A 26,234-nucleotide genomic window follows, 5' to 3' on the forward strand; every position below is an offset into this window, starting at 1 on the left:
GAAAGCCCCCCCCCCCCCCCCCCCCCCCCCCCCCCCCCCCCCCCCCCCCCCCCCCCCCCCCCCCCCCCCCCCCCCCCCCCCCCCCCCCCGAGACCGTCATTCCACGCGGCGAATGAAATCGCTGAACGCGGACAGCTGGCCGGTCAGGAAATCCAACGTTCCCTGATCGCTCAGTTCACCGGCCTGTTCATCGACCTTGTTCTGGATCACGCCGCCCATAAACTCGGGCTTGTTCATCACCATCGCATCCAGGAACACCAGGATCTGGCGCAGGTGGTACTGGCAGCGCGCGCCGCCGATCGGCCCCATCGAGCTGGTTTGAATGGCCACCGGCTTGCCGGCCAGCGGTTGATTCGGCAAGCGAGACAACCAGTCGATGGCGTTTTTCAACCCGCCGGGCACGGAATAGTTGTATTCGGGGGTGACGATGATCACGCCGTCGGCCTGGCGGATCTGCTCTGCTATCGCTTCGACCGCGGCAGGGAAACCCTCACCCTGTTGCATGTCGGCGTCGTACAGCGGGATATCGCGGATGGAAGGCAGCGCTTCAATGGTGACGCCCTGCGGAGCCAGGCCTGGCAGGGCGCGGGCCACCATGGCGTTGTAGGAGCCTTTGCGCAGGCTGCCGAGCAGAGTGACGATTTTTAAGGCTTGGTCTGACATGATGATTCTCCCTTTCGAATGAGCAGATTCAGCGGACAACATGGGCGAATAGTAGGCTAAAGCTCGGGTCGAGAATAGGCGATTGCTCAACATTTAGCTGTTTTTACAAATTACGGCAGAAATTCGTGCGGTAAAAACGGCTTTATCCGCCTTGCGCCACGTTAACCGGGCGTCTTCAGGCCCGTCAGTTTGACGAATCGCGAGGACGCCGCCGGGCTGCGGGGCGAGATTTCCCCGTCTTTGTGCAGGCCGCGGCGCTCTTCGTAGCGCCAGCACAGCAGGCGATCCAGCCCGGGGCTGCCGGCGCAGGCCCAGCTCAGGTATTCATCGGCGTCGCTCATCACCTGAACGTCCGGCGTGGCGCTGGAGCGCAGGTGCCCGGAGAACGGATGCAGACGCAGCGTAGACTGGCCGCTGTTGCCCAGGCCGGAAATTTTCAGCACGCTTTGCCGGATGCTCCACAGCTGAGTTTCCGCCTCCAGCCGATCGTCCTGCGCGCCGATCCAGGCACTTTCCGCCGGCGTCTGATGCGCGTGTTGCAGCGCGCTTTGCCGGGTGCCGCGCGCCCGCATCACTTCGATATCCAGTCCGACTTTGCCTTCGTCGCTGAGCAGCACGCCCACGGTGTTGCTGGCGTAGGCGAGGCTAAAATCGGGCAGCTGATGATCGGCGAAGCAGGGGCGGCCGGTCGGGGTGGTGGCTATAGGGGGAAGCGTCGGCAGGCCGTACAGGTAAAACATCATTTCGGCGAGCAGAATGCGCCCTTGCAGGTAACGCGTGCGGCGCTTAACGGAAAAGGTGCGGGTGGCGGCTATCACTTCGTCGGAGAGTCTCTGGGTATCCAGGACAGCGGAGGCCGGGGTCCATCGGGCAAAATGACACGCCATTGTTCACTCCATGACAGAGGGTCGCTAAGAACGCAGGGGTGTTAGATTAAGACTAAGTTGAGGATTTATCATCAAAAAACACTATGCGTTTTATCCGATTTGTTGCCGGTTTCAGTGATGAGCGGCGCAGGCGTTATTCCAGGATCCAGCTGTCGCCGGTGGCCGGCGCGATCCCTTCCGGCAGCCATAGCCGGCCCCAGGCGCCGGTACAGTGGCAGCCCATAATCTTTTCCGGCTGATGCTGGCGCAAAAAACGGCGGACGCGCCAGAGCGTGCGCGGGGAAGCGCAGCGCAGATGAAAACCGCCGATCAAGGCGTGGATCCGATCGATCCCGGTGATTTGCTGGCAATGGCGCACGATATTGACGATCCCGCGGTGCCCGCAGCCGGTCACGATCACCAGACCGCGATCCGATTTGTAAATCAGCACCCCTTCGTCAATAACGTAATCTACCGCTGCGTTCTCCCCGGCGATCACCCCGTAGGCGCGGGGTGCGGGCACCGCGATTTCGCCTGACCACATAAAGCGATCGCCGATCGCCAGCGGTTCGCGGCTGTATTGCATGCGGTGGCGCGAGTAGTCGATATCCAAAGAGAGCTTTTTGATTTTCCGAGTGTGGCCCAGCACCTTCAGCGCCGCATAGCGCTCATCGCCGACCTGCGGGTGGCAGATGATACGGCTGTTGTCTGGCAGCCAGGCGACGCCGCCGCAGTGGTCATAGTGGCCGTGGGAGAGCACCGTCGCGGTGATACGGGAGAGATCGACACCCATCAGCGCCGCATTGCGCAGAAAGCTGTCGTCGGGGCCGGTATCGAACAGTATGGAGGTCGTATCATCCTCAATCAGCAGGCTTAACCCGGCCTTGGCCTGCAATAGCGGGTTGGCGCCGGCGGCGCGGCGGTTTTCCAGCAGTACCCTGAGGGTCAATGCCATGTTGACTCGTTCCTGAGAGAGATTCCTGACTGGCCAGTATAGCGCGGGACGCTGCGGCGGCTCTGTGAGCCGGCGCGCAGAGCGAGAGCGGAAAAGAAAAACGGCCGGAACAAGGGCTTGTCCCGGCCGTGAAGGCGTCTGGCGGTGTTACTTGCCGATACAGAAGCTGGAGAAAATGCGGCCCAGCAGATCGTCGGAGGTGAATTCGCCGGTGATTTCGCTCAGGGCCAGCTGCGCCTGGCGCAGTTCCTCGGCCAGCAGCTCCCCCGCGTAAGCGCTCACTAACTGTTCTTTGCCCTGTACCAGATGCTGCGCCGCCAGTTCCAGCGCCTGCAGGTGGCGACGGCGCGCCAGGAAGCCGCCTTCCATGTTGCTGGTGAAGCCCATGCTCTGTTTAAGATGATCGCGCAGCACATCGACGCCTTCGCCGGTGCGGGCCGACAGGCGAATAAGTGAGTGGTTATTCACTTCCGTCATACCCAGCGTTTCACCGGTGATGTCGGCTTTGTTGCGCACCACGGTGATCGGCAGCGTGTCCGGCAGGCGCGCCATAAATTCCGGCCAGATCTCCGCCGGCTCGGTGGCGGCGGTGGTGGTGCCGTCAACCATAAACAGCACTCTGTCGGCCTGTTCGATCTCTTTCCATGCACGTTCGATGCCGATGCGTTCCACTTCGTCGCTGGCGTCGCGCAGGCCGGCGGTGTCGATGATGTGCAGCGGCATGCCGTCGATATGGATGTGTTCGCGCAGAACGTCGCGGGTGGTGCCGGCGATATCGGTGACGATCGCCGCCTCGCGTCCTGCCAGCGCATTGAGCAGGCTCGATTTGCCGGCATTGGGGCGCCCGGCGATCACCACCTTCATCCCTTCGCGCAGCAGGCTGCCCTGGCGCGCTTCACCGCGCACGTTGTCCAGATCCGCCATCACGTCGTTGAGCTGCGCCTCGATTTTACCGTCGGACAGGAAATCGATTTCCTCGTCCGGGAAGTCGATCGCCGCTTCCACATAGATTCGCAGGTGAGTGAGCGCTTCCACGAGCTGGTGGATGCGGGTGGAGAACGCGCCTTGCAGCGAGTTCATCGCCGAACGCGCCGCCTGCTCGGAGCTGGCGTCGATCAGATCGGCAATCGCTTCGGCCTGCGCCAGATCGAGTTTGTCGTTGAGAAACGCACGCTCGGAGAACTCGCCCGGCCGCGCGATGCGCACATCGGGCAGCGCCAGCACGCGCTTGAGCAGCAGATCGAGGATCACCGGCCCGCCGTGGCCCTGCAGTTCCAGCACGTCTTCGCCGGTAAAGGAGTTCGGCCCCGGGAACCACAGCGCGATGCCCTGATCGAGGGTGGCGCCCGTGGCATCGCGGAACGGCAGATAGTCAGCGTAGCGCGGCTTCGGCAGCTTGCCGAGCAACGCCAGGGCGACGTCTTTGGCCTTGCTTCCGGAAATGCGCAGAATGCCGACGCCGCCGCGTCCCGGCGGGGTGGCTTGGGCTACGATGGTATCGGTGGTGCTCATAACGGTTCTCTCTGACGATTAAGATGCAAAAAGGCGGTCTAATGACCGCCTTTGGGGTGACTGCAAGGGTCGGCGCGCCGAACCCCTACAATACGCTTAGCTTTTTTTCTTGTCGCGGCTGTGCAGACCGCGTTTTTCCAGACCACGGTAAATCAGCTGCTGCTGCAGGATGGTCACCAGGTTGCTGACGATGTAGTACAGCACCAGACCGGACGGGAACCACAGGAAGAACACTGTGAAGATCACCGGCATGAAGGTCATGATTTTCTGCTGCATCGGGTCAGTCACGGTGGTTGGCGACATCTTCTGGATGAAGAACATCGTCACGCCCATCAGGATTGGCAGGATGTAGTACGGGTCTTGCGCCGACAGGTCATGGATCCACAGGGCGAACGGCGCGTGGCGCAGCTCGACCGAACCCATCAGCATGTAGTACAGCGCCAGGAAGATCGGCATCTGAATGATCAGCGGCAGGCAGCCGCCGAGCGGGTTCACTTTCTCCGCCTTGTACAGCGCCATCATCTCTTGGCTCATGCGCTGCTTGTCATCGCCGATGCGTTCGCGCATCGCCTGCAGCTTCGGCTGCAGCATGCGCATTTTCGCCATCGAGGTGTACTGCGCCTTAGTCAGCGGGTACATGATGCCGCGCACGATGAAGGTGATGATGATGATGGAGAAGCCCCAGTTGCCGATAAAGCCGTGGATGAACTTCAGCAGTTTGAACAGCGGCTGGGAGATGAACCACAGCCAGCCGTAATCCACGGTCAGGTCCAGGTGCGGCGCCAGCTGGGCCATCTGGTCCTGCAGCTCCGGGCCGACCCACAGGGTCGCGTTCAGCTGCTGCTGAGCGCCCGGCTGCACCACGACCGGGGTAGATTTGAAGCCGATGGTGGACAGGTTGTCACCCGGTTTGGCGGTGTAGAAGGTGTTGTCACCCTTGGTCGCCGGCACCCACGCGGTGGCGAAGTACTGCTGCAGCATGGCGACCCAACCGTCTTTGGTGGTGACGCTCAGGTTTTCGTCTTTGTCGAACGCGTATTTCTGGTACTTGTCCTCGCTGGACGAGTACGCCGCGCCGCGGAAGGTGTGCAGCGCGAAGTTGCTGCTGCCGGTATCGCGGTGCTTAGGCAATTCGGTGGTCTGCTTCAGCTGGCCGAACAGGGTCAGCTCCAGCGGCGCCGCGCCTTTGTTGTCGATGCTGTAATCCACGCCGACCGCATAGTGGTTGCGTTTGAGCACGAAGGTCTTGGTGTAGACCGCGCCGTCTTTATCGGTGTAGGTCAGCGGGATGCGCAGCTCGTCCTGGCCTTCCGGCAGGGTGTAGCTGTCCTGCGCCGCTTGGTACAGCGGGCGTTCGCCGTTGGCCGGGTTGTCCGGGCCGTTTTTACCGGTCAGGCCGCTTTGCGCCTGATAGACGAACGACGGAGTGGTTTCCAGCAGTTGGAACGGAGTCGATGAACCCAGAGTTTCCGGGTAGGCCAACAGTTTAGCCTGCTCGATATCGCCACCACGGGTGTTGATGGTCAGTGACAGCACGTCGGTGTTCACGGTAATCAGCTTACCCTGACCACTGGCTGGCACGGCCTGGCTGGCGGCATCACCGGCTACTGCGTTCGAAGTCTGTTGCGTGGTCTGTGCGGCCGGCTGCGGAGCGTTGTCCGTTTGCCATGCCTGCCAGATCATGAAAGACACGAACAGCAGAGCGATGAGGAGAAGATTGCGTTGCGAATCCATCGTTAGTGTTCTCTGTTATCGTCGGTTTTTGGCGGCACCGGATCATCGCCACCTGGGTTCAAAGGGTGGCATTTTAATACGCGTTTCAATGCTAACCAACTGCCTTTTATCATGCCAAACCTGCTTAATGCCTCAATTGCGTAATGAGAGCATGTCGGCTGGAAGCGACAACGAGGCCCTAGCAGCGGACTGATGACGAGCTGATAGGCTCGCACCAGCCCGATCAGGATGCGGGAGCCTGGCGACAGTGGCGACGCCATAATTTATCCAAAGCTTCCGTCAGCGCGCGGTTATCCAAATCCGCTATCCCCTTTTTGGCCACCACGACAAAATCCATCGCCGGTAATTCGTGCTGGCGCAGGCGGAAGCTTTCGCGGGTTAGGCGTTTGATCCGATTACGCTCGTGCGCGCGTTTGACGTGTTTTTTGGCGACGGTAAGACCGATGCGGGGATGCCCCAGCTGGTTCAGGCGGCCGAGGATGGTGATTTGCGGCGTGCCAGCCCGTTGTGGCTGCTGGAAGACGAAAGTGAAATGAGTGGGAGTTAACAAACGTAACTCCCTGGGAAAAGCGAGCTTAACCACTCAGCGGGTTAGCTTTATTACTTAGAAACAGTCAGACGAGCACGGCCTTTCGCACGACGGCGGGCCAGAACTTGACGACCATTTTTGGTGGCCATACGAGCACGGAAACCGTGGCTACGGTTGCGCTTCAATACGGACGGTTGGAAAGTGCGTTTCATAGCGATTTCTACCTAAACTTAAAATAATTACTGATCAGTAAACGCGTTTGGCTACTCGGCGTGAAGATGACCGACGCCTCAATCGCAATACATAAAGAAGCGGGATTGTAATAATTGTACAGTCCTGAGTCAATTCGCATCGCGCCAGCCTACCTGGTTGTCTGCCAATAACGGCACAAAATCCGGTCTTGGCCCGTGGTCACCGCAGAATCCTGTCTGGCTAATGACGCACCATAAGGAACCAGGTATCACACGTAGGGCGAAGATTATACGGACTCGGGGTGAAATCGCAAGGATCCCCGTGAGATCCTTTGCGCGCGATCCCAGGATCCGACGTGGATAACAGGGTATAACCGGTTGACAATGTAAAAAACGCGGCGCAGAGGCCGGGATCTGCGCGGTCATTCGGCGCTGGCGGCGAAAAGATCGCCGCCGGCCGCGGCCTGTGGATAAAATGGATCTAATCTGTGAGGAAGGGGAGGATCTCTTGCGCGGATTGCGCTATGATCCGTCATTCCGATCGCGATCCCTCATGCCGGGATCGTGAGGGACACAAACCGTGAAAGGCGGTTCGCATCCCCCACAGGCAAACAGCCGATGCCGGGTATGTGTCAAAAATCATGAGTTATAAAAAAGTTGCCCGTTTCTTTTCTTTATTGATCTTGTTCGAGTGGAGTCCGCCGTGTCACTTTCGCTTTGGCAGCAGTGTCTTGCCCGATTGCAGGATGAGTTACCTGCCACAGAATTTAGTATGTGGATTCGCCCATTGCAGGCGGAACTGAGTGACAACACCCTGGCGCTGTACGCGCCTAACCGTTTTGTGCTGGATTGGGTTCGCGATAAGTACTTAAACAATATCAATGGTCTGCTGAATGATTTCTGCGGCACGGATGCGCCTTTGCTGCGTTTTGAAGTCGGCAGCAAGCCGATCACGCAGGTGATCAGCCAGACCGTGACCGCCAGCGTCAGCAGCGCCCCTGCGGCCCCGACGGCGCGCACGGCCGCGCCTTCGCGCCCGAGCTGGGACAACGCGGCGGCGCAGCCCGAGCTCTCTTACCGCTCCAACGTCAACCCCAAACACACCTTCGACAACTTCGTCGAGGGTAAGTCAAACCAGCTGGCGCGCGCGGCGGCTCGCCAGGTGGCGGACAATCCGGGCGGCGCCTACAACCCTTTGTTCCTGTATGGCGGCACCGGCCTGGGTAAAACTCACCTGCTGCACGCGGTCGGCAACGGCATCATGGCGCGCAAGGCCAACGCCAAAGTGGTCTACATGCACTCGGAACGCTTCGTACAAGACATGGTCAAAGCGTTGCAGAACAATGCCATCGAAGAGTTTAAGCGCTACTACCGTTCGGTCGACGCGTTGCTGATCGATGACATCCAATTCTTCGCCAACAAGGAGCGTTCGCAGGAAGAGTTCTTCCATACCTTTAACGCCCTGTTGGAAGGCAATCAGCAGATCATCCTGACTTCGGATCGCTACCCTAAAGAGATCAACGGAGTGGAAGATCGTCTGAAGTCCCGCTTCGGCTGGGGGCTGACGGTGGCGATCGAGCCGCCGGAGCTGGAAACCCGCGTGGCGATCCTGATGAAAAAGGCCGACGAAAACGACATTCGCCTGCCGGGCGAAGTGGCGTTCTTCATCGCCAAGCGCCTGCGTTCCAACGTGCGTGAGCTCGAAGGGGCGCTGAACCGCGTGATCGCCAACGCCAACTTTACCGGCCGGGCCATCACCATCGATTTCGTGCGCGAAGCGCTGCGCGATCTGTTGGCGCTGCAGGAAAAGCTGGTCACCATCGACAATATCCAAAAGACGGTGGCGGAGTATTACAAGATTAAAGTCGCGGATTTGCTGTCCAAGCGGCGTTCGCGATCCGTTGCCCGCCCGCGCCAGATGGCGATGGCGCTGGCGAAGGAACTCACCAACCACAGCCTGCCGGAAATCGGCGATGCGTTTGGTGGCCGCGACCATACCACGGTGTTGCACGCCTGCCGGAAGATCGAGCAGCTGCGTGAGGAAAGTCACGACATCAAAGAAGATTTCTCCAATTTAATCAGAACATTATCTTCATAGCGCTATGAAATTTATCGTTGAACGTGAGCATCTGCTAAAACCGCTGCAACAGGTGAGCAGCCCGCTGGGCGGCCGCCCGACCTTGCCGATCCTGGGCAACCTGCTGTTGCAGGTGACGGAAGGCTCCCTGCTGCTGACCGGCACCGATCTGGAGATGGAGATGGTGGCGCGCGTCGCCCTGTCCCAGCCGCACGAGCCGGGCGCGACCACCGTGCCCGCGCGCAAATTCTTTGATATCTGCCGTGGCCTGCCGGAAGGGGCGGAGATCGCCGTCACGCTGGAGAGCGAGCGCATGCTGGTGCGATCCGGCCGCAGCCGTTTCTCGCTGTCCACGCTGCCCGCGGCGGACTTCCCGAACCTGGACGACTGGCAGAGCGAGGTGGAATTCACCTTGCCGCAGGCGACGCTGAAGCGCCTGATTGAAGCCACCCAGTTCTCGATGGCCCATCAGGACGTGCGTTACTACCTGAACGGCATGCTGTTTGAAACCGAAGGCGAAGAGCTGCGCACTGTCGCGACAGACGGCCATCGCCTGGCGGTGTGCTCGATGCCGATCGGCCAGCAGCTGCCGTCGCATTCGGTGATCGTGCCGCGTAAAGGGGTGATGGAGCTGGTGCGCTTGCTGGACGGCGGCGATTCGCTGCTGCAGCTGCAGATCGGCAGCAACAACATTCGCGCCCACGTCGGCGATTTCATCTTCACGTCCAAGCTGGTTGACGGCCGTTTCCCGGACTATCGCCGCGTCTTGCCGAAGAACCCGGACAAAACGCTGGAAGCCGGCTGCGATCTGCTCAAGCAGGCGTTCGCCCGCGCGGCCATTCTCTCGAACGAGAAATTCCGCGGCGTGCGGCTGTACGTCAGCCAGAATCAGCTGAAGATCACCGCCAACAACCCGGAACAGGAAGAGGCGGAAGAGATCCTCGACGTCAGCTACGACGGCGCTGAGATGGAGATCGGCTTCAACGTCAGCTACGTGCTGGACGTGTTGAACGCGCTCAAGTGTGAAGACGTGCGCCTGCTGTTGACCGACTCGGTCTCCAGCGTGCAGATCGAAGACGGCGCCAGCCAGGCGGCGGCCTACGTTGTCATGCCAATGCGGTTGTAGTCTCGTTACCTTGAATTACAGCACCGTCATCGGTAAAGAGATTGCATGGCTCTGACGCGTTTATTGATTAAAGATTTCCGCAATATCGAGGCGGCGGATTTGGCGCTGGCGCCGGGATTCAACTTCCTGGTCGGCGCTAACGGCAGCGGCAAGACCAGCGTGCTGGAGGCGGTGTATACGCTCGGCCATGGCCGCGCCTTTCGCAGTCTGCAGGCCGGTCGGGTGATCCGCCACGACCAACCGGAGTTCGTGCTGCATGGCCGCATCGAAGGCGCGGAGCGCGAGCTGTCGGTAGGATTGAGCAAGAGCCGTCAGGGTGACAGCAAAGTACGCATCGATGGCAGCGACGGCCACAAGGTGGCCGAGCTGGCGCAGCTGCTGCCCATGCAGCTGATCACCCCCGAAGGTTTTACCCTGCTGAACGGCGGGCCGAAATTCCGGCGCGCTTTCCTGGACTGGGGCTGTTTTCATAACGAACCCGGTTTTTTCACCGCCTGGAGCAACCTGAAACGGTTACTGAAGCAGCGCAATGCCGCGCTGCGCCAGGTGAGTCGCTATGCGCAGATCCGCGCCTGGGATCAGGAACTGATCCCGCTCGCGGAGCGCATCAGCGAATGGCGGGCGGAATACAGCGACGCGATCGCCGCGGATATCACCGCGACCTGCGCGCAGTTTCTGCCTGAATTCGCCCTGAGCTTCTCCTTCCAGCGCGGCTGGGACAAAGAGAGCGACTACGGCGAGCTGCTGGAGCGCCAGTTTGAGCGCGACAGGGCGTTGACCTATACCGCGGTGGGGCCGCATAAAGCGGACTTTCGCATTCGTGCCGACGGCACGCCGGTAGAGGATTTGTTATCGCGCGGTCAGCTTAAGCTGCTGATGTGCGCGTTGCGCTTGGCGCAGGGTGAGTTTCTCACCCGGCAGAGCGGGCGGCGTTGCCTGTATCTGATTGATGATTTTGCCTCCGAGCTGGACACCGGCCGTCGCCGGTTGCTGGCCGATCGCCTGAAAGCCACCCAGGCCCAGGTTTTTGTCAGCGCGGTCAGCGCTGAACAAGTGACCGACATGGCCGGTGAAAAGGGCAAGATGTTCCGCGTGGAACAGGGTAAAATAGAGGTTCAACCACAGGACTAAAATGAGCGAGAAACGTTGATGTCGAATTCTTATGACTCCTCAAGTATCAAGGTATTAAAAGGGCTGGATGCGGTGCGCAAGCGCCCGGGCATGTATATCGGCGATACCGATGACGGCACCGGTCTGCACCACATGGTATTCGAGGTTGTGGACAACGCTATCGACGAAGCGCTCGCGGGCCACTGTAGTGACATTCAGGTCACCATCCATGCCGACAACTCGGTATCGGTGCAGGATGACGGCCGCGGCATTCCGACCGGCATTCACCCGGAAGAAGGGGTTTCAGCCGCAGAGGTCATCATGACCGTGCTGCACGCCGGCGGTAAATTCGACGACAACTCCTATAAAGTTTCCGGCGGCCTGCACGGCGTGGGCGTCTCGGTGGTTAACGCCCTGTCGGAGAAACTGGAGCTGGTGATCCGCCGCGAAGGCAAAGTGCACGAACAAACTTACAGCCACGGCGAGCCGCAGGCGCCGCTGAACGTGGTGGGCGAAACCGAGCAGACCGGCACCATGGTGCGCTTCTGGCCGAGTCACCAGACCTTCACCAATGTGACCGAATTCGAGTACGACATTCTGGCCAAGCGTCTGCGCGAGCTGTCCTTCCTCAACTCCGGCGTGTCTATTCGCCTGAAGGACAAGCGCACCGACCGTGAAGACCACTTCCATTACGAAGGCGGCATCAAGGCGTTTGTCGAGTACCTGAACAAGAACAAAACCCCGATCCACCCGAACGTGTTCTACTTCTCCACCGTGAAAGACGACATCGGCGTGGAAGTGGCGCTGCAGTGGAACGACGGTTTCCAGGAAAACATCTACTGCTTCACCAACAACATTCCGCAGCGCGACGGCGGCACGCACCTGGTCGGTTTCCGTACCGCGATGACCCGTACGCTGAACAGCTACATGGAGAAGGAAGGCTACAGCAAGAAGGCCAAGGTCAGCGCCACCGGCGATGACGCGCGTGAAGGCCTGATCGCCGTGGTGTCGGTGAAGGTGCCGGATCCGAAGTTCTCTTCTCAGACCAAGGACAAGCTGGTCTCTTCCGAGGTGAAAACCGCGGTTGAAACGCTGATGAACGAGAAGCTGGTGGATTACCTGATGGAGAATCCGGGCGACGCGAAAATCGTGGTCGGCAAAATCATCGACGCGGCGCGCGCGCGCGAAGCGGCGCGTAAAGCGCGTGAGATGACCCGCCGCAAAGGCGCGCTGGATCTGGCCGGCCTGCCGGGCAAGCTGGCGGACTGCCAGGAACGCGATCCGGCGCTGTCCGAACTGTACCTGGTGGAAGGGGACTCCGCGGGCGGCTCTGCCAAGCAGGGGCGCAACCGCAAGAATCAGGCTATCTTGCCGCTGAAGGGGAAAATCCTCAACGTCGAGAAAGCGCGTTTCGACAAAATGCTCTCTTCGCAGGAAGTGGCGACGCTGATCACCGCGCTGGGTTGCGGCATCGGCCGCGACGAGTACAGCCCGGACAAGCTGCGTTACCACAGCATCATCATCATGACCGATGCCGACGTCGACGGTTCGCACATCCGTACGCTGCTGTTGACCTTCTTCTACCGCCAGATGCCGGAAATCATCGAGCGTGGCCACGTGTTCATCGCACAGCCGCCGCTGTACAAGGTGAAGAAAGGCAAGCAGGAGCAGTACATCAAAGATGATGAGGCGATGGATCAGTACCAGATCGCCATCGCGATGGACGGCGCTACGCTGCACACCAATGCCAGCGCACCGGCGCTCGGCGGCGAGCAGTTGGAGAAACTGGTGGCCGAGCACTACGGCGTGCAGAAGCTGATTGGCCGCATGGAGCGCCGCTACCCGCGCGCGCTGCTGAACAGCCTGATCTACCAGCCGACGCTGAACGAAGGCGATCTCAGCGATGAAGCCAAGGTGAAAACCTGGATCGCGTCGCTGGTGCAGGCGCTGAACGACAAAGAGCAGCACGGCAGCAGCTATGACTTCGTGATCTTCGAGAACCGCGAGCGCCAGATGTTCGAGCCGGCGTTGCGCATCCGTACCCACGGCGTGGATACCGACTATAAGCTGGACTTCGATTTCATCCACGGCGGTGAATACCGCAAGATCTGCCAGCTGGGCGAGCAACTGCGCGGGCTGATCGAAGAGGGCGCGTTCATCGAGCGCGGCGAACGCCGTCAGCCGGTAGACAGCTTCGAACAGGCGCTGGAGTGGCTGGTGAAAGAGTCGCGCCGCGGCCTGTCGGTGCAGCGTTATAAAGGTCTGGGCGAGATGAACCCGGAGCAGCTGTGGGAAACCACCATGGATCCGGAAAGCCGCCGCATGCTGCGCGTGACCGTCAAGGATGCCATCGCTGCCGATCAGCTGTTCACCACGCTGATGGGCGATGCGGTTGAACCGCGTCGCGCCTTTATCGAAGAAAACGCCCTGAAAGCGGCGAACATCGATATCTGATGCGTTAATGGCCGTGAAAATCCGCGCCGGGCGACCCGCGCGGATTTTTTTTGACCTTTTTTGGCGCTGACAGCCGAGGCTGAAACGCGTTAGCATGAATAAAAACCACTGGGAGAAGCGTTGAATGGCTATTGAACTGATTGCGATCGACATGGACGGCACGTTGCTGGATCCGCAGCATCAAATCACGCCGGCGGTAAAGCAGGCTATCGCGGCGGCGCGGCGCAAAGGGGTGCACGTGGTGCTGGCCACCGGGCGGCCTTATGTCGGCGTGCAGGATTATCTGCGCCAGTTGGACATTCAAGGCCCCGGCGATTTCTGTATCACCTATAACGGCGCGCTGGTGCTGCGTGCGGTCGACGGCGCCTGCATTCTGCAAGAAACGCTGGGCTTTGAGGATTATCTGCATTTCGAGCAGATGGCGCGCGAGTTCGGCGTTCACTTCCAGGCGTTTGATTTCGATACCCTGTATACCCCGAACAAGGACATCGGCAAGTACACCATACACGAGGCGGAAATGACCGGCATTCCGCTTAAATACCGCAGCGTGGAAGAGATGGATCGCCAGATGCGTTTCCCTAAAGTGATGATGATCGACGAGCCGGAGCTCCTGGACAGCGCTATCGCGCGCATCCCGGAAGAAACGCGCGCGCGTTACACCATCCTGAAAAGCGCGCCTTACTACCTTGAGATCTTGCACAAAAACGTCGATAAAGGCGCCGGGGTGAGAATGCTGGCCGAGCATCTCGGCGTGGCGCGGGAGAACATCATGACGCTGGGGGATCAGGCCAACGATACGGCGATGATCGAATATGCCGGCGTCGGCGTGGCGATGGGCAATGCCATTCCCGAGCTGAAAGCGGTGGCGCAGTTTGTCACCAGCACCAATACCGAAGACGGCGTGGCGCGCGCTATCGAGAAGTTCGTGCTCAACGCATGATCAAGCGGGGCGCTGCGGCGCCCTTTTTATACCTTCGCCAACACCCCTTTGGCGATCTGCAGATCCTGAATTGCCAAGCCGGTGAGATCGGCGATGGTGATGTGCTGCGGCTCGCGTCGTACCCGCCCTCCCTGCGCCAAGACGGCGCCAATTTCGACGATTGGCGTTGAAATCAGCCTATTTTGCCGATAAGCCGTCGCGATCTCGCCATAGTCCGCACACTGCGCCAGCGCATCAACCAGCAGCGCGTCCGCGCGGGCCACCAGCTCGGTCGCCAGTTCCTGCTTGCCGGGCGTGTCGGCGCCCACGGCGGTGATGTGCGTACCGGGCCGAATATCCGCCGCCTGCAATATCGGTTCGCGGCTGGGCGTGGTGGTCACGATCAGCTGACAGTGCGCCGCCAGTTCCGCCGCATTCTGCGTAACCCGCACCCGAAAACCCTCGGCTTCGGCATCGCGCCGATACGCCGCCAGCGCCTGTTCGTCTCGCCCCCACACCCATACCTCGCGGCAATCGGTCACCGGTTTCAGGCATTGCAGCTGCAGCCGCGCCTGCAGGCCCGTGCCGATAATGCCGATCGCCTGAATATGCGGCGGCGCGCACAGCTCGGCGACGATGCGGCCGGCCAGGGCGGTGCGCAGCGCGGTCAGCCAACCTTCATCTTGCAGCAGCGCCTGCGGCTCACCGGTCTGGGCGGAGAACGCCATCATCAGCCCCTGATTGCTCGGCAGGCCGTGTTCGGCATTGCGATAGAAACCGGTAGAGATCTTGACCACGAACAGTTCATCACCTTCCAACCAGGCGGACTTGATGCAGCAGTCGCCGTCGGCCCGCTCGAACAGGAAATGCTGCACCGGCGGCTGTTGCACCCGCTGTTGCGAGTAGGCGATAAAACCCTGCTTCAGCAGCGGCGTTATGGTCTCGGCGTCGAACGCGGCGAGGATTTGCTGCCGATTAAGGATGTGCATCGTTGATGGCCTTGAGGTATTTCTCCAGCACGATGTTCTTGCCGCACAGCACCACCGCCACCTTTTTACCCTGGTATTCCGGCGCCAGTTTGATCGCCGCCGCCAGCGCCACGCCGGCCGCGCCTTCGATAATCCAGCGATCGCTGGCGGCTATCCGGCGCATCGCGTGTTTAATCTCCGCCTCGCTGACCAGCACTTTGCGGTCGATCAGCTGTTGGCACAGCGGAAAGGTCACGGCGCCCGGCTCGACGCCGCCGGCGGTGCCGTCGGACAGGGTTTCTTGCTCTTCCACCGGGAAGATATGGCCCGCTTCCAGCGCGCTGTACAGGCTGGTGGCGTTTTCCGGCCAGCAGGCGATAAGCTGCGTGTTCGGCGACAGTTGCCGCAGAACGGTGCCGATGCCGGCGATATAACCCCCGCCGCCGACCGCCACGAACACCGCGTCCAGATCGGTGAGCTGTTCAACCAGCTCCATGCCGCAGGTGCCCTGGCCGGCGATCACCTGCTCGTCGTTATACGGCGAGATATAGGTTTTCCCCTGTTCGCGTGCGGCCTGTTCCCCCGCCAGTTCGGCGTTCAGCGCATCGCCCGGCACCAATTCCACGGTGCCGCCCAACGCGCGAATGGTGTCGAGCTTGATGCTCGCCGCCGTCTCCGGCGCATAAACCGTGACGCCAACGCCCATCAGTTGCCCCGCCAAAGCGACGGCCTGACCGTGGTTGCCGGTAGAGGCGGCGATCACGCCGCGCCGGCGTTGCGCGCTATCCAGCAGCCGCAGCTTGTTGCTGGCGCCGCGAAATTTAAAGGAACCGGTGTGCTGCAGGTGATCGCATTTCAAATACAGCTCGCAACCCAATTGCTGAGAAAGCAGCACGCTGCGCTCCAATGGCGTGACTCGCACCTGAGGGCGCAGTTGCTGATGGGCAGAAACAATGGCATCGAAAAGGGGGTTCATACCGGCTCCGGATTTTTTAGACTTAAAATCCAGTTTGTACTTTTTTGTATGGATTGTAAACCCCGTCGGGCAACCCGGCCAGAAAGCGGAAATGGCCGGGGGTACGCATCGCGTATGCGGTGAAAATAAACATTACCGGGCGTTTAGCGGCACAATTTTTTATTTATTTGCGTTAAGTAAGGTGTCGCTGCGGGCGTATTTAATGAGGAGAAGGATAATCAATAAAATAATGCTCGCTTCCTTTACTTATACCGTTTGGGCGTCGTTGAGTTTCCTCATCAGGAATGGGGCCGGCTTGCCGGGCGTTTATTTCCTGCCGGCGTCGTCGATAGGCTTAACGGATAAGTCTCATGGAAATTTCGACGCGGGAAAGCCCCCGGCTCGTCCTCGCCGGCCATATGAAACGCGGCTGCCGATCCGGTAAGATGGCCGTTCAGTGCCAGCATGCGCAGGAGAGCCGCCATGAGCCATCGGGAAAAACAACTGACTTTCGACCCACGCGGGCATCAGTTAACCAATATCAACGTCTGGACGCCGGACAGCCAATGGCTGGTTTATGACGTGCGCCCGCGCGGCGCCTCTTTCACCGGCCTGAGCATCGAGCGGGTTAACGTCGCCAGCGGCGCGGTGGAAGTGGTTTATCGCGCCCAGCAGGGCGCACACGTCGGCGTGGTTACGGTCAGCCCCGATGCGCCGGCGCGTTACGTCTTCATCCACGGCCCGGAACACCCGGACAGCGCCTGGCAGTATGATTTTCATCACCGCCGCGGGGTGATCGTCAGCGAACCGGATCGCGAGTTGGCCATTACCCTCGACGCGCTGGATATCACGGCGCCCTACACGCCCGGCGCGCTGCGCGGCGGCAGCCATGTGCACGTTTTCAGCCCGGACGGCAGCCGCCTCAGCTTTACCTACAACGATCACGTGATGCATGAATGCGATCCGGCGCGCGATCTGCGCAACGTCGGCGTGGCCGTGCCGCTGCACGGGGTCAATCCGCCGAAACAGCATCCCCGTGAATATGACGGCAGCCACTATTGCGTGCTGGTTAGCGAGACCGTGCCGCAGCCGCAGCCGGGCAGCGATCAGATCAATCGCGCCTACGAAGAAGGCTGGATTGGCCGCGAAGGCTACCGTAAGGCCGACGGCAGTCGGCAGCGTTGGGCGCTGGCGTTCATCGGCGATACGCTGTCCGCCGCCGGCGAGAAACTGCCGGAGGTGTTTATCGTCGATCTGCCGGAGAACGACGCCGACTACGCCAGGGCCGGCGCGGTGCCGCTGCAGGGGACGGAAAGCGAGCTGCCGGCGCCGCCGCTTGGCGTCAGGCAGCGGCGGGTGACCTTTACCGGTGAACGCCGTTTTCCGGGCGTGGTCGGTGCGCCGCGCCATTGGCTGCGCAGCTCGCCGGACGGCAGCCAGATAGCTTTTCTGATGAAGGATGACGGCGGCGTGGTGCAACTGTGGACGGTGTCGCCGAACGGCGGTGAGCCGCGCCAGGTCAGCCGCAGCGAGCATGACATCCAGTCGGCGTTCAGCTGGCACCCGCAGGGCGGGACGATAGCCCTGGTGTGTGACAACAGTGTGATGCTGTGTGAGGTCGCCAGCGGCCGCCTGCAGCGTTTAACGCAGCGCAGCGTGCAGCCGCCGTCGGGGGATGCCGTGGTGTTTTCGCCGGATGGCAAGAAAGTGGCGTTTATGCGCGAGATTGCCGGATTCAACCAGATCTTTGTGGTTGAGGCGTAAGGCGGGCCTGATGGCCCGCTGCGTGCGTGATTAGTGTGTGACAGTGCTGTCGTTGCCCTCGCCGGGGTTGCCGGTTGCCGCCAGATTCTGCTGCTCGCTGCGCAGGATGCGCGCTTTTGGCGAGTCTGCGGTGGCGTCATTGCCTGAACGCAGATAGTCGTAAGGCAGCAGCACGGTATCCATCACTGCGGAGAACGGCAGATCCAGCGCCACCAGCGGCATCATCGCCCAGCTGGTGTTGTCGTCCTTCAGCATGTCCACGCTGGCGCGGGTGCCGGGATAGTAACCCTGATTCGGGCCGGTATGGCTCATCACGCTGGAGCAACCGCTGGTCGCCAACAACATGCAGCCCGTCGCTATCGCTTTCATCGTCGTCATTAATCCATCCTGCAGGGTTGCTGTGCCCCTAAATTAAGCTGATTTATAACATCCTGTTGCTGCTTTAAAAGAAGCAAAATCCCGCTCTGTGGCGGCTCTCTCACTTTAGTGTAAGTGGTAAAAAAACTTTCACCTAACCGAAAAGCGCTTTTTTTGATCCTCGCCCGTTGAATTGATGAAATCAACCCCCATTTTATCATCAGAGCCGGATTGAGAATTTGCCGTAAGGGAATTCTGGCTTAATTAGCCTGTCCAGAATGGAAGGCGTATTTATTTCAACCTCGCTGAAGTGCCTTAGGAGGCTGTTTTATGCGTAATTTCGATCTTTCTCCGCTATACCGTTCCGCCATTGGTTTCGATCGCCTGTTCAACGCGCTGGAGGCCGGCCAGAGCCAGGGCAACGGCGGTTATCCCCCTTATAATGTCGAGCTGGTGGACGAAAATCATTATCGCATCGCCATTGCGGTAGCCGGGTTTGCCGAGCAGGAGCTAGAGATCACCACGCAAGATAATCTGCTGATCGTGCGCGGTGCGCACAATAACGAACCGGCAGAAAAAACCTATTTATATCAGGGCATCGCTGAGCGTAATTTCGAGCGTAAATTCCAGCTGGCCGAACATATTCAAATTAAAGGCGCCAAACTGGAAAACGGTCTGCTGTATATCGATATGCAGCGCATCGTGCCGGAAACATTAAAACCGCGCCGTATCGAAATTAAATAATTCCGTTTTCGCCGGCAGGAACGCTGTCGGCAAATATGCAGTAATAATCCGCCTGCCGTCAGGGGGCTGAATAAACACATCTCGCTTAATGAAAGGAGTTGTTCCTATGCGTAATTACGATCTATCCCCGCTTCTGCGTCAATGGATTGGTTTTGATAAACTGGCCAGTTCCATGGGGGGCCAGGAACCCCAGGGGTTCCCGCCGTATAACATCGAGAAAAGCGATGACAATCACTACCGCATTTCTCTGGCGCTGGCCGGTTTCCGGCAGAGCGAACTGAATATCGAAGTGGAAGGGCCGCGGCTGACCGTCAGCGGTAAACCCACGCCGCCGGAAAAACAGGTCGAGTATCTGCATCAGGGGCTGGTGTGCAAAGAGTTCCAGCTGACCTTCACTCTGGCGGAACACCTGCAGGTGTCCGAGGCCAAATTTGAAAATGGCCTGTTGCACATCGATCTGGTGCGTCAGGTTCCGGAAGCCTTGCAGCCTCAGCGCATCGCCATCGGCGCGACGCCGGAGCTGGAAGCCAAATAACCGACTGAAAAACGGTCATCATCATGCGGGGGAGATCCAGACGGATCTCCCCCGTTGCGTTATGTGGCGCACGCCACAGTCCCCCCGTCTGCCCGATGCCATAATCCTTGTTAATTGTGTGTCTATGTCCGCAAATCCCCTATTCAACTTTGGCAAGGATGTGACCTATGAGCGATATCGCCCTGACCGTCAGCATGTTGGCGTTGGCGGCCGTCATTGGGCTGTGGATGGGGAACTGGAAGCTGTACGGTGTCGGGCTGGGGATTGGCGGCGTGCTGTTCGGCGGCATCCTGGTCGGCCACTTCGCCCAGAGCGGGCAAATCAGCCTGAACGGGGACATGCTGCACTTCATCCAGGAGTTTGGCCTGATCCTGTTCGTTTACACCATCGGCATTCAGGTTGGCCCCGGCTTCTTCTCTTCGCTGCGCGTCTCCGGTCTGCGGCTCAACGCCTTCGCGGTGCTGCTGGTGCTGACCGGCGGCGCAGTGGCGGCGGCGGTGCACAAGCTGTTCGACGTGCCGCTGCCGATCATCCTCGGCGTGTTCTCCGGCGCGGTCACCAACACGCCGGCGCTGGGCGCCGGTCAGCAAATCCTGACCGATCTCGGTTCCGATCCGGCATTGGTGGACGGCATGGGCATGGGTTACGCCATGGCCTATCCGTTCGGCATTTGCGGCATCCTGCTGGTGATGTGGCTGATCCGATTGGTTTTTCGCATCAACATCGAGCGCGAGGCGCAGGCGTTTGAAAGCAGCCTGGGCAATCAGCGCGAGCTGTTGCACGCCATGAACGTGGCGGTGCGTAACCCCAATCTGCAGGGCATGGCGATCAAAAGCGTGCCGCTGCTCAACGGTGAAGCGATCGTCTGTTCGCGCCTCAAACGCGGCGAGATGTTGATGGTGCCGGCGCCGCATGAGCGGCTGGAGCTCGGCGACTATCTGCACCTGGTGGGCAAACGCGAAGATCTGGAGAACGCCCGGCTGGTGATCGGCGAAGAGGTTGACGCTTCGCTGTCCACGCGCGGCACTGCGCTGCAGGTAGTGAGGGCGGCGGTGACCAACGAGCAGGTGCTGGGGAAAAAAATCCGCGATCTGAACCTGAAGCAGAAATATGACGTGGTGATTTCACGCCTCAACCGCGCCGGCGTGGAGCTGGTGGCCGGCAGCAACGTGACGCTGCAGTTTGGCGATATTCTCAACCTGGTCGGCCGGCCGGAGGCCATCGACGCGGTGACGGCAATCGTCGGCAACGCCCAACAAAAGCTGCAGCAGGTGCAGATGCTGCCGGTCTTTATCGGCATCGGCCTCGGGGTGCTGCTGGGCTCCATTCCGCTGTTTGTGCCCGGCTTCCCGGCGGCATTGCGGCTGGGGCTGGCCGGCGGGCCGTTGGTGGCGGCGCTGATCCTGGGGCGCATCGGCAGTATCGGCAAGCTGTACTGGTTTATGCCGCCGAGCGCCAACCTGGCGCTGCGCGAACTGGGCATCGTGCTGTTTCTGGCGGTGGTCGGATTGAAGTCGGGCGGCAATTTTATCGATACGTTGCTGCACGGCGAGGGGCTGACATGGATTGGTTATGGCGCGTTAATCACCGCCATTCCTCTGCTGAGCGTCGGCATTCTGGCGCGCACGGTGGGCAAAATGAATTACCTGACGCTGTCCGGCATGTTGGCGGGGTCGATGACCGATCCGCCGGCGCTGGCGTTCGCCAACGGCCTGCATTCCACCAGCGGCGCCGCCGCGCTGTCTTATGCCACCGTATATCCGTTGGCGATGTTCCTGCGCATCATGTCGCCGCAGCTGCTGGCGGTGCTGTTCTGGACGTTGTAGTGCGGATCGTCTACAGCCGATAAGGCATCAACACGCCATTGTCAGTGCCGAAATCTTTGGGGTTGCGGGAGATGAGCATCCGGAATCCCACCTGCGCTGTGGCCCAGATAATGGCGTCTGGCAGTTTCACATGCTGTGAGTGGCGCAGTTCTACGGCGCGTTCGGCGACTTCATCGGTAATAGGCAGCAGCAGAAATTGCCCTAAAAACTGACGTGTTTTCAGCTCCAGTGCCGGACCCTGTTTTTTAGCACCTACCATCACTTCCATCCAGGTGATGGCGCTGATGGCCGGATTGATGTGATACTCGACCAGAACGTCCCTGGCTTGAGGAATGCCGTTGAGATAATCGATCAGGATATTGGTGTCGAATAACGCCCGTTGAGCCACCATTATTCCCACTCCTCGCGCTGACGGTTTTCGTACTCCACGCCATCTCCCATCGCCCCGGACCAGAGCCCGAAAGCGTTGCTGGGATCTTCCACGTGGTTCTCCGTCAGATAGCGAGAGACTGCTTGACGAATGATCTCGGCCCGGGGAACGTGGCGGATATTTTTCAGATTATCGAGCTGCCGCAGGTCTTCTTCAGGTAAATCGATCACGATGCGAGTCATCGTTGGCCCTCCAAAAAAAGATATACGATATATGCATCGTATATCTTTGTCGGTCGATTTTCAATCAGTCGGCGTTAGCCTTCCTGATGTGCGCGCTCGATCTCTTCCGCCAGAATAGCCACGCCGCGCTCGATTTTCTCCGGATCGGGCACGTAGTTCATGCGCATGCACTGGTGAGTGTGTGGCCAGTCGTGCTCCAGCCCCGGGAAGAAGTAGTGGCCCGGCACCATCAGCACGCCGCGCTTTTTCAGGCGCTGATACAGCACTTCGGTGGTGATCGGCAGATCCTTGAACCACAGCCAGAGGAAGATGGCCCCTTCCGGTTTGTGGATCAGGCAGCGTTCCGGCGACAGGTAGCGGCGAATGATCTCGATGGTGTGCTCGACGCGCTGTTTGTAGAACGGGCGAATCACCTCGTTCGACAGGCGCAGCAGATCGCCGCGCGCGATCATTTCCGTCGCCATCGCCGGCCCCATGCTGCCTGGAGACAGGCTGATGATGCCGTTCATGTTGGTCAACGCGGTGATCACCTTCTCGTCGGCGATCACGATGCCGCAGCGCGAGCCGGGCAGGCCGAGCTTGGACAGGCTCATGCACAGGATGGTGTTCGGGTTCCACAGCGGCGTGGCGTCGCTGAAGATGATGCCGGGGAACGGCACGCCGTAGGCGTTGTCGATGACCAGCGGAATATCGCGCTGTTGCGCCAGCAGATCGAGCTTCATCAGCTCTTCGTCGGTGATCACGTTGCCGGTCGGGTTGGTCGGCCGTGAAACGCAGATCATGCCGATGTCATCGCCGATGGTGAGATGTTCGAAATCGACGTGATACTTAAACTGGCCGTCCGGCAGCAGCTCGATGTTCGGTTTGGCGGAGACGAACAGCCCTTCATCCAGCCCGGCGTCGGCATAGCCGATATATTCCGGCGCCAGTGGGAACAACACGCGGCGGCGCGAGCCGTCGGCATAGCGGCCGGCGAACAGGTTGAACAAGTAGAAAAATGCGCTTTGGCTGCCATTAGTCAGAGCAATATTCTGCTCAGAGATCTCCCAGCCGAGCTCATCGCGCAGCAGATTGGCCAGCGCTTTCAGCAGCGCGTCCTTGCCTTGCGGGCCGTCGTAGTTGCACAGCGCTTCGGTCAGTTTGCCCTGGTCGAGCATCTCCTGGCACAGCTGTTTGAAATACGCTTCCATCTCTGGGATCTGTGCGGGGTTGCCGCCGCCGAGCATGATGGCGCCGGGGGTGCGCAGGCCTTCGTTCAGGTCGTCCATCAAACGGGTAATGCCCGCATAACGGGTAAATTTTTCGCCGAAAAGTGAGAAAGTCATAGGTGCAGCAGTACTGTTTTTTAGCAGGTAATTACCCACCATACCGCCAGATAAACCCCGCTGCAATGCGGCTGACAAATCGACCGTTGGGCACAAGTTTTGCCCTGCGTTCGATTAGCAGCATATTACGCTGGATTATTGTGACCGTTCGCCGGCCCACGCCATTATCGCCTCAACCTTTCAGCCACGCGATCTTAGGGTTGGCACAGGTTTTGCGGCCCCGACCCAGATCACACTTTTTCGCTGCATTTCATTAACACTATGGCAATTTATAACCATATCGAGTAACTTCCGCATCTGTTAAATTTGGCTTAACAATAAAGATTGTCTAAACTAATGCTCGGAAAGGGATGAGTAGTGCGGTAGCGTGGGTGAAGCATGCCAAAGGCACGGCTCTCAAGGCGATTTTACTTGCCTGACCATAGGTTGATTGCCAGTTTCGTCCCTGTCTCTCTACAGAGTAATCGGTTTGATGAGCGGTGTCTCCTGCTGGCCGGCATGGGGCATGTACGTTGCCGTTGCTGAGAATTGGCTATTTTGTATAAAAAATACTAATCATACTGCCCGCGAGGGAGCCGCAAATAGCATTCAGCGGCGTAACGCCAGGGTAGGGCGCTCTGTGTCCGGCAGATGCGCATCGCCAGGCCTCGCAGCCCATTAGGTGGGTAGGGTTGGAGGATAAAGGTTTCGCGCCGATTCACCTGGCGTCATTTGAAAACCCGTATGCAGCGTAGACTTTCGCTCACCGCGCATAAGTGAGATGAGGTCAGGTAGCAATGAAAAACAGCGCAAGTCTGGTTTCGATAAATAAGTGGAAAAGAAATCTATAAAATTCTCTTTCGCACTTTTTAGCGTGCAGGAAGTTTAAAGAATAAATAATCAAGCTCTTTTATTTGTGAGATGAATTACTTCACTTGAAAAACAGGGAAGCATTTGCTGTTCAATGTTCATGAGCATTGCGGTGAACATCAATATGTCGTTATTCCAATCAGAGTAAAAAGGAAGATTGCACGATGATTCGTGGTAACATTAAAGAGTTTGAGAACACACTTGAGTGCCGTGTGAGCGCATACCCCATGATGACAGATGTAGGGTATTGCAAATTGGCTTCGGATGACTTTAACCTTACCGATGCGCAAAAATCAGACTTAAGTATTATTCAGCGGCATTTCGATACGCTTGCTCTGGATCCCTACGGTGAAAATGCGGGGCGCTATCGGCAGCACAGTAAATATGTGCTTTTACCTTGCTTTAATCTCTTGATTCCTCAATCTTCCGAACACGCCTATAGTTACAAACAAGATGTCGGATTTAATGATGAAGTCGTTGAGGAGGCAAGGAAGTTTCAGCCTGTCCCAAACGAAATTTTGTCAAATAATCTGATCACGTCGCTTGTCCTGCATGATTTTAAAAACTCCCCGTTACATGAGTATGCTTCCACGATTCCCATGGAGGTCGGCATTCACTTCATCAGAATGAAAGCGACGGTTGATGCGCCGGGGATTTCCGTACCGAATCGACTTCATAAGGATGGCGAGCCTTGCACCTGGATACATTTGATCAATCGTGATGGTGTTTCTGGCGGTGAGAACATCATTACAGATAACACCAAGACGAACATCCTGTGTAATGAGGCGATGCTCAAACCGCTGGACTCCATCGGCATCGTTGATGATCTAGTCTGGCACCAGGTGAAACCGGTTCATGTGGATGGGCACGGTAAGGTGGGCTTCCGCGATGTCATATTAATCGATTTCACCCCGATGTTCGCGGTGCCAAATAACCCATCGTAATAAAGACTCACATGAACGGGGGGATCCTTTATTCAAGGCATGCCCCCCACTTCCTGATACTCGAAAATAGGCAGTAACCGTGTTAGCAAAAGAAACTCTTGCCGTTCACAGCGGGACCATTATCGACGAAATGCATGGTGGCATTCTTTCTCCGCTATTCTCCGCGAGTTCTCACAAGCATCTTGATATGACAGAAGATGTCTATCCAAGACATGGTAACTTGCCCAATCAGCGCGCCGTTGCCGAGAAGATGTGCGCATTGGAAAGCGGTGGTGAGGCCGCTCTGGTATTCAGTTCCGGTATGGCGGCTTTCGCGACGGCGATGCTTTCGCATTTAAAAGCCGGTGACCATATTGTTTTACAAAACGGCGTGTATTCAGGTGCGCTCAAGTTTGTACAGAATCATTTTGCAAAATTAGGCATCACATACAGCGTTTCGGAGAGTTGTGAAGTAGAGAGCATCATCGCATTAGTCCATTCGAATACGCGAATGATATATATCGAAACACCGACTAATCCATTGCTTAAAATTCTGAACATTGAGCTATTGACCCGATTCGCCAAGAGTCGGGGGGTGTTCACCATTATTGATAACACCGTGGCGACGCCGATCAACCAAAACCCTCTGGAATATGGCGTCGATTTGGTATTGCACAGCGCCACCAAGTTTTTGGGCGGCCACGGCGATGTGTCAGGCGGCGTGGCTGTCGGCAGTGAAGAGTCCATTGCTGCAATGGCCGAATATATGAATGACTTTGGCGGGTGTCTGAACGCGCAGTCATGTCATCTGCTTGAGCGAAGCTTGCGCACGTTGGCCATTCGAATGAATGCCATTAACCGCAACGCGATGGAACTGGCCAGCCGTTTAAATGAGCACCCTAATGTGACGAACGTGTTCTATCCGGGGTTGCCGAGTCATCATAATCATAGCGTTGCCCGCGAACAGATGCGGGGGTTCGGCGGCATGGTCAGCTTTGAAATCGCCCCGCGGTTTGACGCGACAAGTTTTCAGAAGAAGTTAAATCTCATCGTCCCTTCCAACAGTTTGGGGGATTTGGAGACCACGCTGAACTCGCCTTATCAGGCCTCATCGTCGTTCAGAAGTCTTAGCGAGCAGGAGCAGAAAAAATCAGGGATTACGAGGCAATTAATACGAATGTCAGTCGGCATCGAAGACGTTAATGACTTGTATGAAGATTTGCATCAAGCGCTCAAGTGA

At 58.6% G+C, this 26,234-nt stretch carries 25 protein-coding genes; 11 read left to right on the top strand and 14 right to left on the bottom strand.

Features of this window, described 5'->3' with window-relative positions; translation table 11 throughout:
• Positions 1-96: 96 nt before the first annotated feature.
• The 8 genes from ACJ8PE_RS22425 to rpmH form a co-directional block, all read right to left on the bottom strand.
• On the bottom strand, positions 97-663 hold the full coding sequence (locus tag ACJ8PE_RS22425) for an NADPH-dependent FMN reductase (protein ID WP_033645148.1): 567 nt from the start codon (positions 661-663) through the stop codon (positions 97-99).
• Positions 664-824: 161 nt separating this feature from the next.
• On the bottom strand, positions 825-1,550 hold the full coding sequence (locus tag ACJ8PE_RS22430) for a 4'-phosphopantetheinyl transferase family protein (protein ID WP_033645147.1): 726 nt from the start codon (positions 1,548-1,550) through the stop codon (positions 825-827).
• Between the two features lie 133 nt (positions 1,551-1,683).
• Positions 1,684-2,484 carry an MBL fold metallo-hydrolase gene (locus tag ACJ8PE_RS22435; RefSeq protein WP_197760413.1) on the bottom strand — a complete coding sequence of 267 codons (801 nt, stop codon included), beginning with the start codon at positions 2,482-2,484 and terminating at the stop codon, positions 1,684-1,686.
• A 147-nt stretch (positions 2,485-2,631) separates the two neighbouring features.
• Positions 2,632-3,996 (bottom strand): tRNA uridine-5-carboxymethylaminomethyl(34) synthesis GTPase MnmE, encoded by a 1,365-nt coding sequence (gene mnmE / locus ACJ8PE_RS22440; RefSeq protein WP_197760412.1) that lies wholly within the window; start codon positions 3,994-3,996, stop codon positions 2,632-2,634.
• 96 nt (positions 3,997-4,092) lie between these two features.
• A complete protein-coding gene (gene yidC / locus ACJ8PE_RS22445) occupies positions 4,093-5,730 on the bottom strand; it encodes a membrane protein insertase YidC (protein WP_033645144.1) in 1,638 nt (545 codons plus the stop codon).
• A gap of 2 nt (positions 5,731-5,732) precedes the next feature.
• The gene (gene yidD, locus ACJ8PE_RS22450) at positions 5,733-5,990 is read right to left on the bottom strand and encodes a membrane protein insertion efficiency factor YidD (protein WP_004933881.1); all 258 of its coding nucleotides are present in this window, start codon (positions 5,988-5,990) and stop codon (positions 5,733-5,735) included.
• Entirely contained in the window at positions 5,954-6,313 is a 360-nt protein-coding gene (gene rnpA, locus ACJ8PE_RS22455; RefSeq protein WP_004933883.1) for a ribonuclease P protein component, read from the bottom strand. Before rnpA ends, yidD begins: the two co-directional genes overlap by 37 nt.
• Positions 6,314-6,330: 17 nt before the next feature.
• Positions 6,331-6,471 carry a 50S ribosomal protein L34 gene (gene rpmH, locus ACJ8PE_RS22460; protein ID WP_000831330.1) on the bottom strand — a complete coding sequence of 47 codons (141 nt, stop codon included), beginning with the start codon at positions 6,469-6,471 and terminating at the stop codon, positions 6,331-6,333.
• A gap of 682 nt (positions 6,472-7,153) precedes the next feature.
• Between rpmH and dnaA the strand changes: the two genes are divergently transcribed.
• From dnaA to yidA, 5 genes are all read left to right on the top strand, one after another.
• Positions 7,154-8,548 carry a chromosomal replication initiator protein DnaA gene (gene dnaA / locus ACJ8PE_RS22465; protein ID WP_102985067.1) on the top strand — a complete coding sequence of 465 codons (1,395 nt, stop codon included), beginning with the start codon at positions 7,154-7,156 and terminating at the stop codon, positions 8,546-8,548.
• 4 nt (positions 8,549-8,552) lie between these two features.
• Positions 8,553-9,653, top strand: coding sequence for a DNA polymerase III subunit beta (gene dnaN / locus ACJ8PE_RS22470; protein WP_004933892.1), 1,101 nt, complete (start codon positions 8,553-8,555; stop codon positions 9,651-9,653).
• Between the two features lie 45 nt (positions 9,654-9,698).
• Positions 9,699-10,784, top strand: coding sequence for a DNA replication/repair protein RecF (recF, locus tag ACJ8PE_RS22475; RefSeq protein WP_004933895.1), 1,086 nt, complete (start codon positions 9,699-9,701; stop codon positions 10,782-10,784).
• A gap of 18 nt (positions 10,785-10,802) precedes the next feature.
• Entirely contained in the window at positions 10,803-13,217 is a 2,415-nt protein-coding gene (gyrB, locus tag ACJ8PE_RS22480; protein WP_004933898.1) for a DNA topoisomerase (ATP-hydrolyzing) subunit B, read from the top strand.
• A 124-nt stretch (positions 13,218-13,341) separates the two neighbouring features.
• A complete protein-coding gene (gene yidA / locus ACJ8PE_RS22485; protein ID WP_197760411.1) occupies positions 13,342-14,157 on the top strand; it encodes a sugar-phosphatase in 816 nt (271 codons plus the stop codon).
• 26 nt (positions 14,158-14,183) lie between these two features.
• On the opposite strand, the gene ACJ8PE_RS22490 is transcribed toward yidA, so the two are convergent.
• Complete coding sequence (locus tag ACJ8PE_RS22490; RefSeq protein ID WP_089192387.1) at positions 14,184-15,125, bottom strand: ornithine cyclodeaminase family protein; 942 nt, start codon at positions 15,123-15,125, stop codon at positions 14,184-14,186.
• On the bottom strand, positions 15,112-16,080 hold the full coding sequence (locus ACJ8PE_RS22495) for a threonine/serine dehydratase (RefSeq protein WP_197793674.1): 969 nt from the start codon (positions 16,078-16,080) through the stop codon (positions 15,112-15,114). Before ACJ8PE_RS22495 ends, ACJ8PE_RS22490 begins: the two co-directional genes overlap by 14 nt.
• Before the next feature lie 462 nt (positions 16,081-16,542).
• Between ACJ8PE_RS22495 and ACJ8PE_RS22500 the strand changes: the two genes are divergently transcribed.
• Positions 16,543-17,823 carry a DUF3748 domain-containing protein gene (locus ACJ8PE_RS22500; protein ID WP_197793673.1) on the top strand — a complete coding sequence of 427 codons (1,281 nt, stop codon included), beginning with the start codon at positions 16,543-16,545 and terminating at the stop codon, positions 17,821-17,823.
• A 30-nt stretch (positions 17,824-17,853) separates the two neighbouring features.
• Here the strand turns inward: ACJ8PE_RS22500 and ACJ8PE_RS22505 are convergent, their stop codons facing one another.
• Positions 17,854-18,201: a YceK/YidQ family lipoprotein gene (locus ACJ8PE_RS22505; RefSeq protein ID WP_197760408.1), complete on the bottom strand. Its 348-nt coding sequence runs from the start codon at positions 18,199-18,201 to the stop codon at positions 17,854-17,856.
• 309 nt (positions 18,202-18,510) lie between these two features.
• On the opposite strand from ACJ8PE_RS22505, the gene ibpA reads away from it, so the two are divergent.
• The 3 genes from ibpA (at position 18,511) to ACJ8PE_RS22520 (ending at position 21,285) form a co-directional block, all read left to right on the top strand.
• Positions 18,511-18,924 (top strand): small heat shock chaperone IbpA, encoded by a 414-nt coding sequence (gene ibpA / locus ACJ8PE_RS22510; RefSeq protein ID WP_004933919.1) that lies wholly within the window; start codon positions 18,511-18,513, stop codon positions 18,922-18,924.
• 106 nt (positions 18,925-19,030) lie between these two features.
• Positions 19,031-19,459 carry a small heat shock chaperone IbpB gene (gene ibpB, locus ACJ8PE_RS22515; RefSeq protein ID WP_004933922.1) on the top strand — a complete coding sequence of 143 codons (429 nt, stop codon included), beginning with the start codon at positions 19,031-19,033 and terminating at the stop codon, positions 19,457-19,459.
• A 167-nt stretch (positions 19,460-19,626) separates the two neighbouring features.
• On the top strand, positions 19,627-21,285 hold the full coding sequence (locus ACJ8PE_RS22520; protein ID WP_197793671.1) for a putative transporter: 1,659 nt from the start codon (positions 19,627-19,629) through the stop codon (positions 21,283-21,285).
• Between the two features lie 10 nt (positions 21,286-21,295).
• On the opposite strand, the gene ACJ8PE_RS22525 is transcribed toward ACJ8PE_RS22520, so the two are convergent.
• The 3 genes from ACJ8PE_RS22525 to ACJ8PE_RS22535 form a co-directional block, all read right to left on the bottom strand.
• The gene (locus ACJ8PE_RS22525) at positions 21,296-21,676 is read right to left on the bottom strand and encodes a type II toxin-antitoxin system VapC family toxin (RefSeq protein WP_025304766.1); all 381 of its coding nucleotides are present in this window, start codon (positions 21,674-21,676) and stop codon (positions 21,296-21,298) included.
• Entirely contained in the window at positions 21,676-21,897 is a 222-nt protein-coding gene (locus tag ACJ8PE_RS22530) for a ribbon-helix-helix domain-containing protein (protein WP_025304767.1), read from the bottom strand. Before ACJ8PE_RS22530 ends, ACJ8PE_RS22525 begins: the two co-directional genes overlap by 1 nt.
• Before the next feature lie 74 nt (positions 21,898-21,971).
• Positions 21,972-23,222, bottom strand: coding sequence for a valine--pyruvate transaminase (locus ACJ8PE_RS22535; RefSeq protein WP_094141678.1), 1,251 nt, complete (start codon positions 23,220-23,222; stop codon positions 21,972-21,974).
• Positions 23,223-24,235: 1,013 nt separating this feature from the next.
• Here ACJ8PE_RS22535 and ACJ8PE_RS22540 point away from each other — a divergent pair.
• Both ACJ8PE_RS22540 and ACJ8PE_RS22545 read left to right on the top strand, forming a co-directional pair.
• Complete coding sequence (locus ACJ8PE_RS22540; protein ID WP_033645137.1) at positions 24,236-25,015, top strand: 2OG-Fe dioxygenase family protein; 780 nt, start codon at positions 24,236-24,238, stop codon at positions 25,013-25,015.
• Positions 25,016-25,094: 79 nt separating this feature from the next.
• Complete coding sequence (locus tag ACJ8PE_RS22545; RefSeq protein WP_033645136.1) at positions 25,095-26,234, top strand: trans-sulfuration enzyme family protein; 1,140 nt, start codon at positions 25,095-25,097, stop codon at positions 26,232-26,234.

The sequence above is a fragment of the Serratia sp. CY74737 genome (assembly GCF_052166775.1).
GTDB classification, from domain to species: Bacteria; Pseudomonadota; Gammaproteobacteria; order Enterobacterales; family Enterobacteriaceae; genus Serratia; species Serratia ureilytica.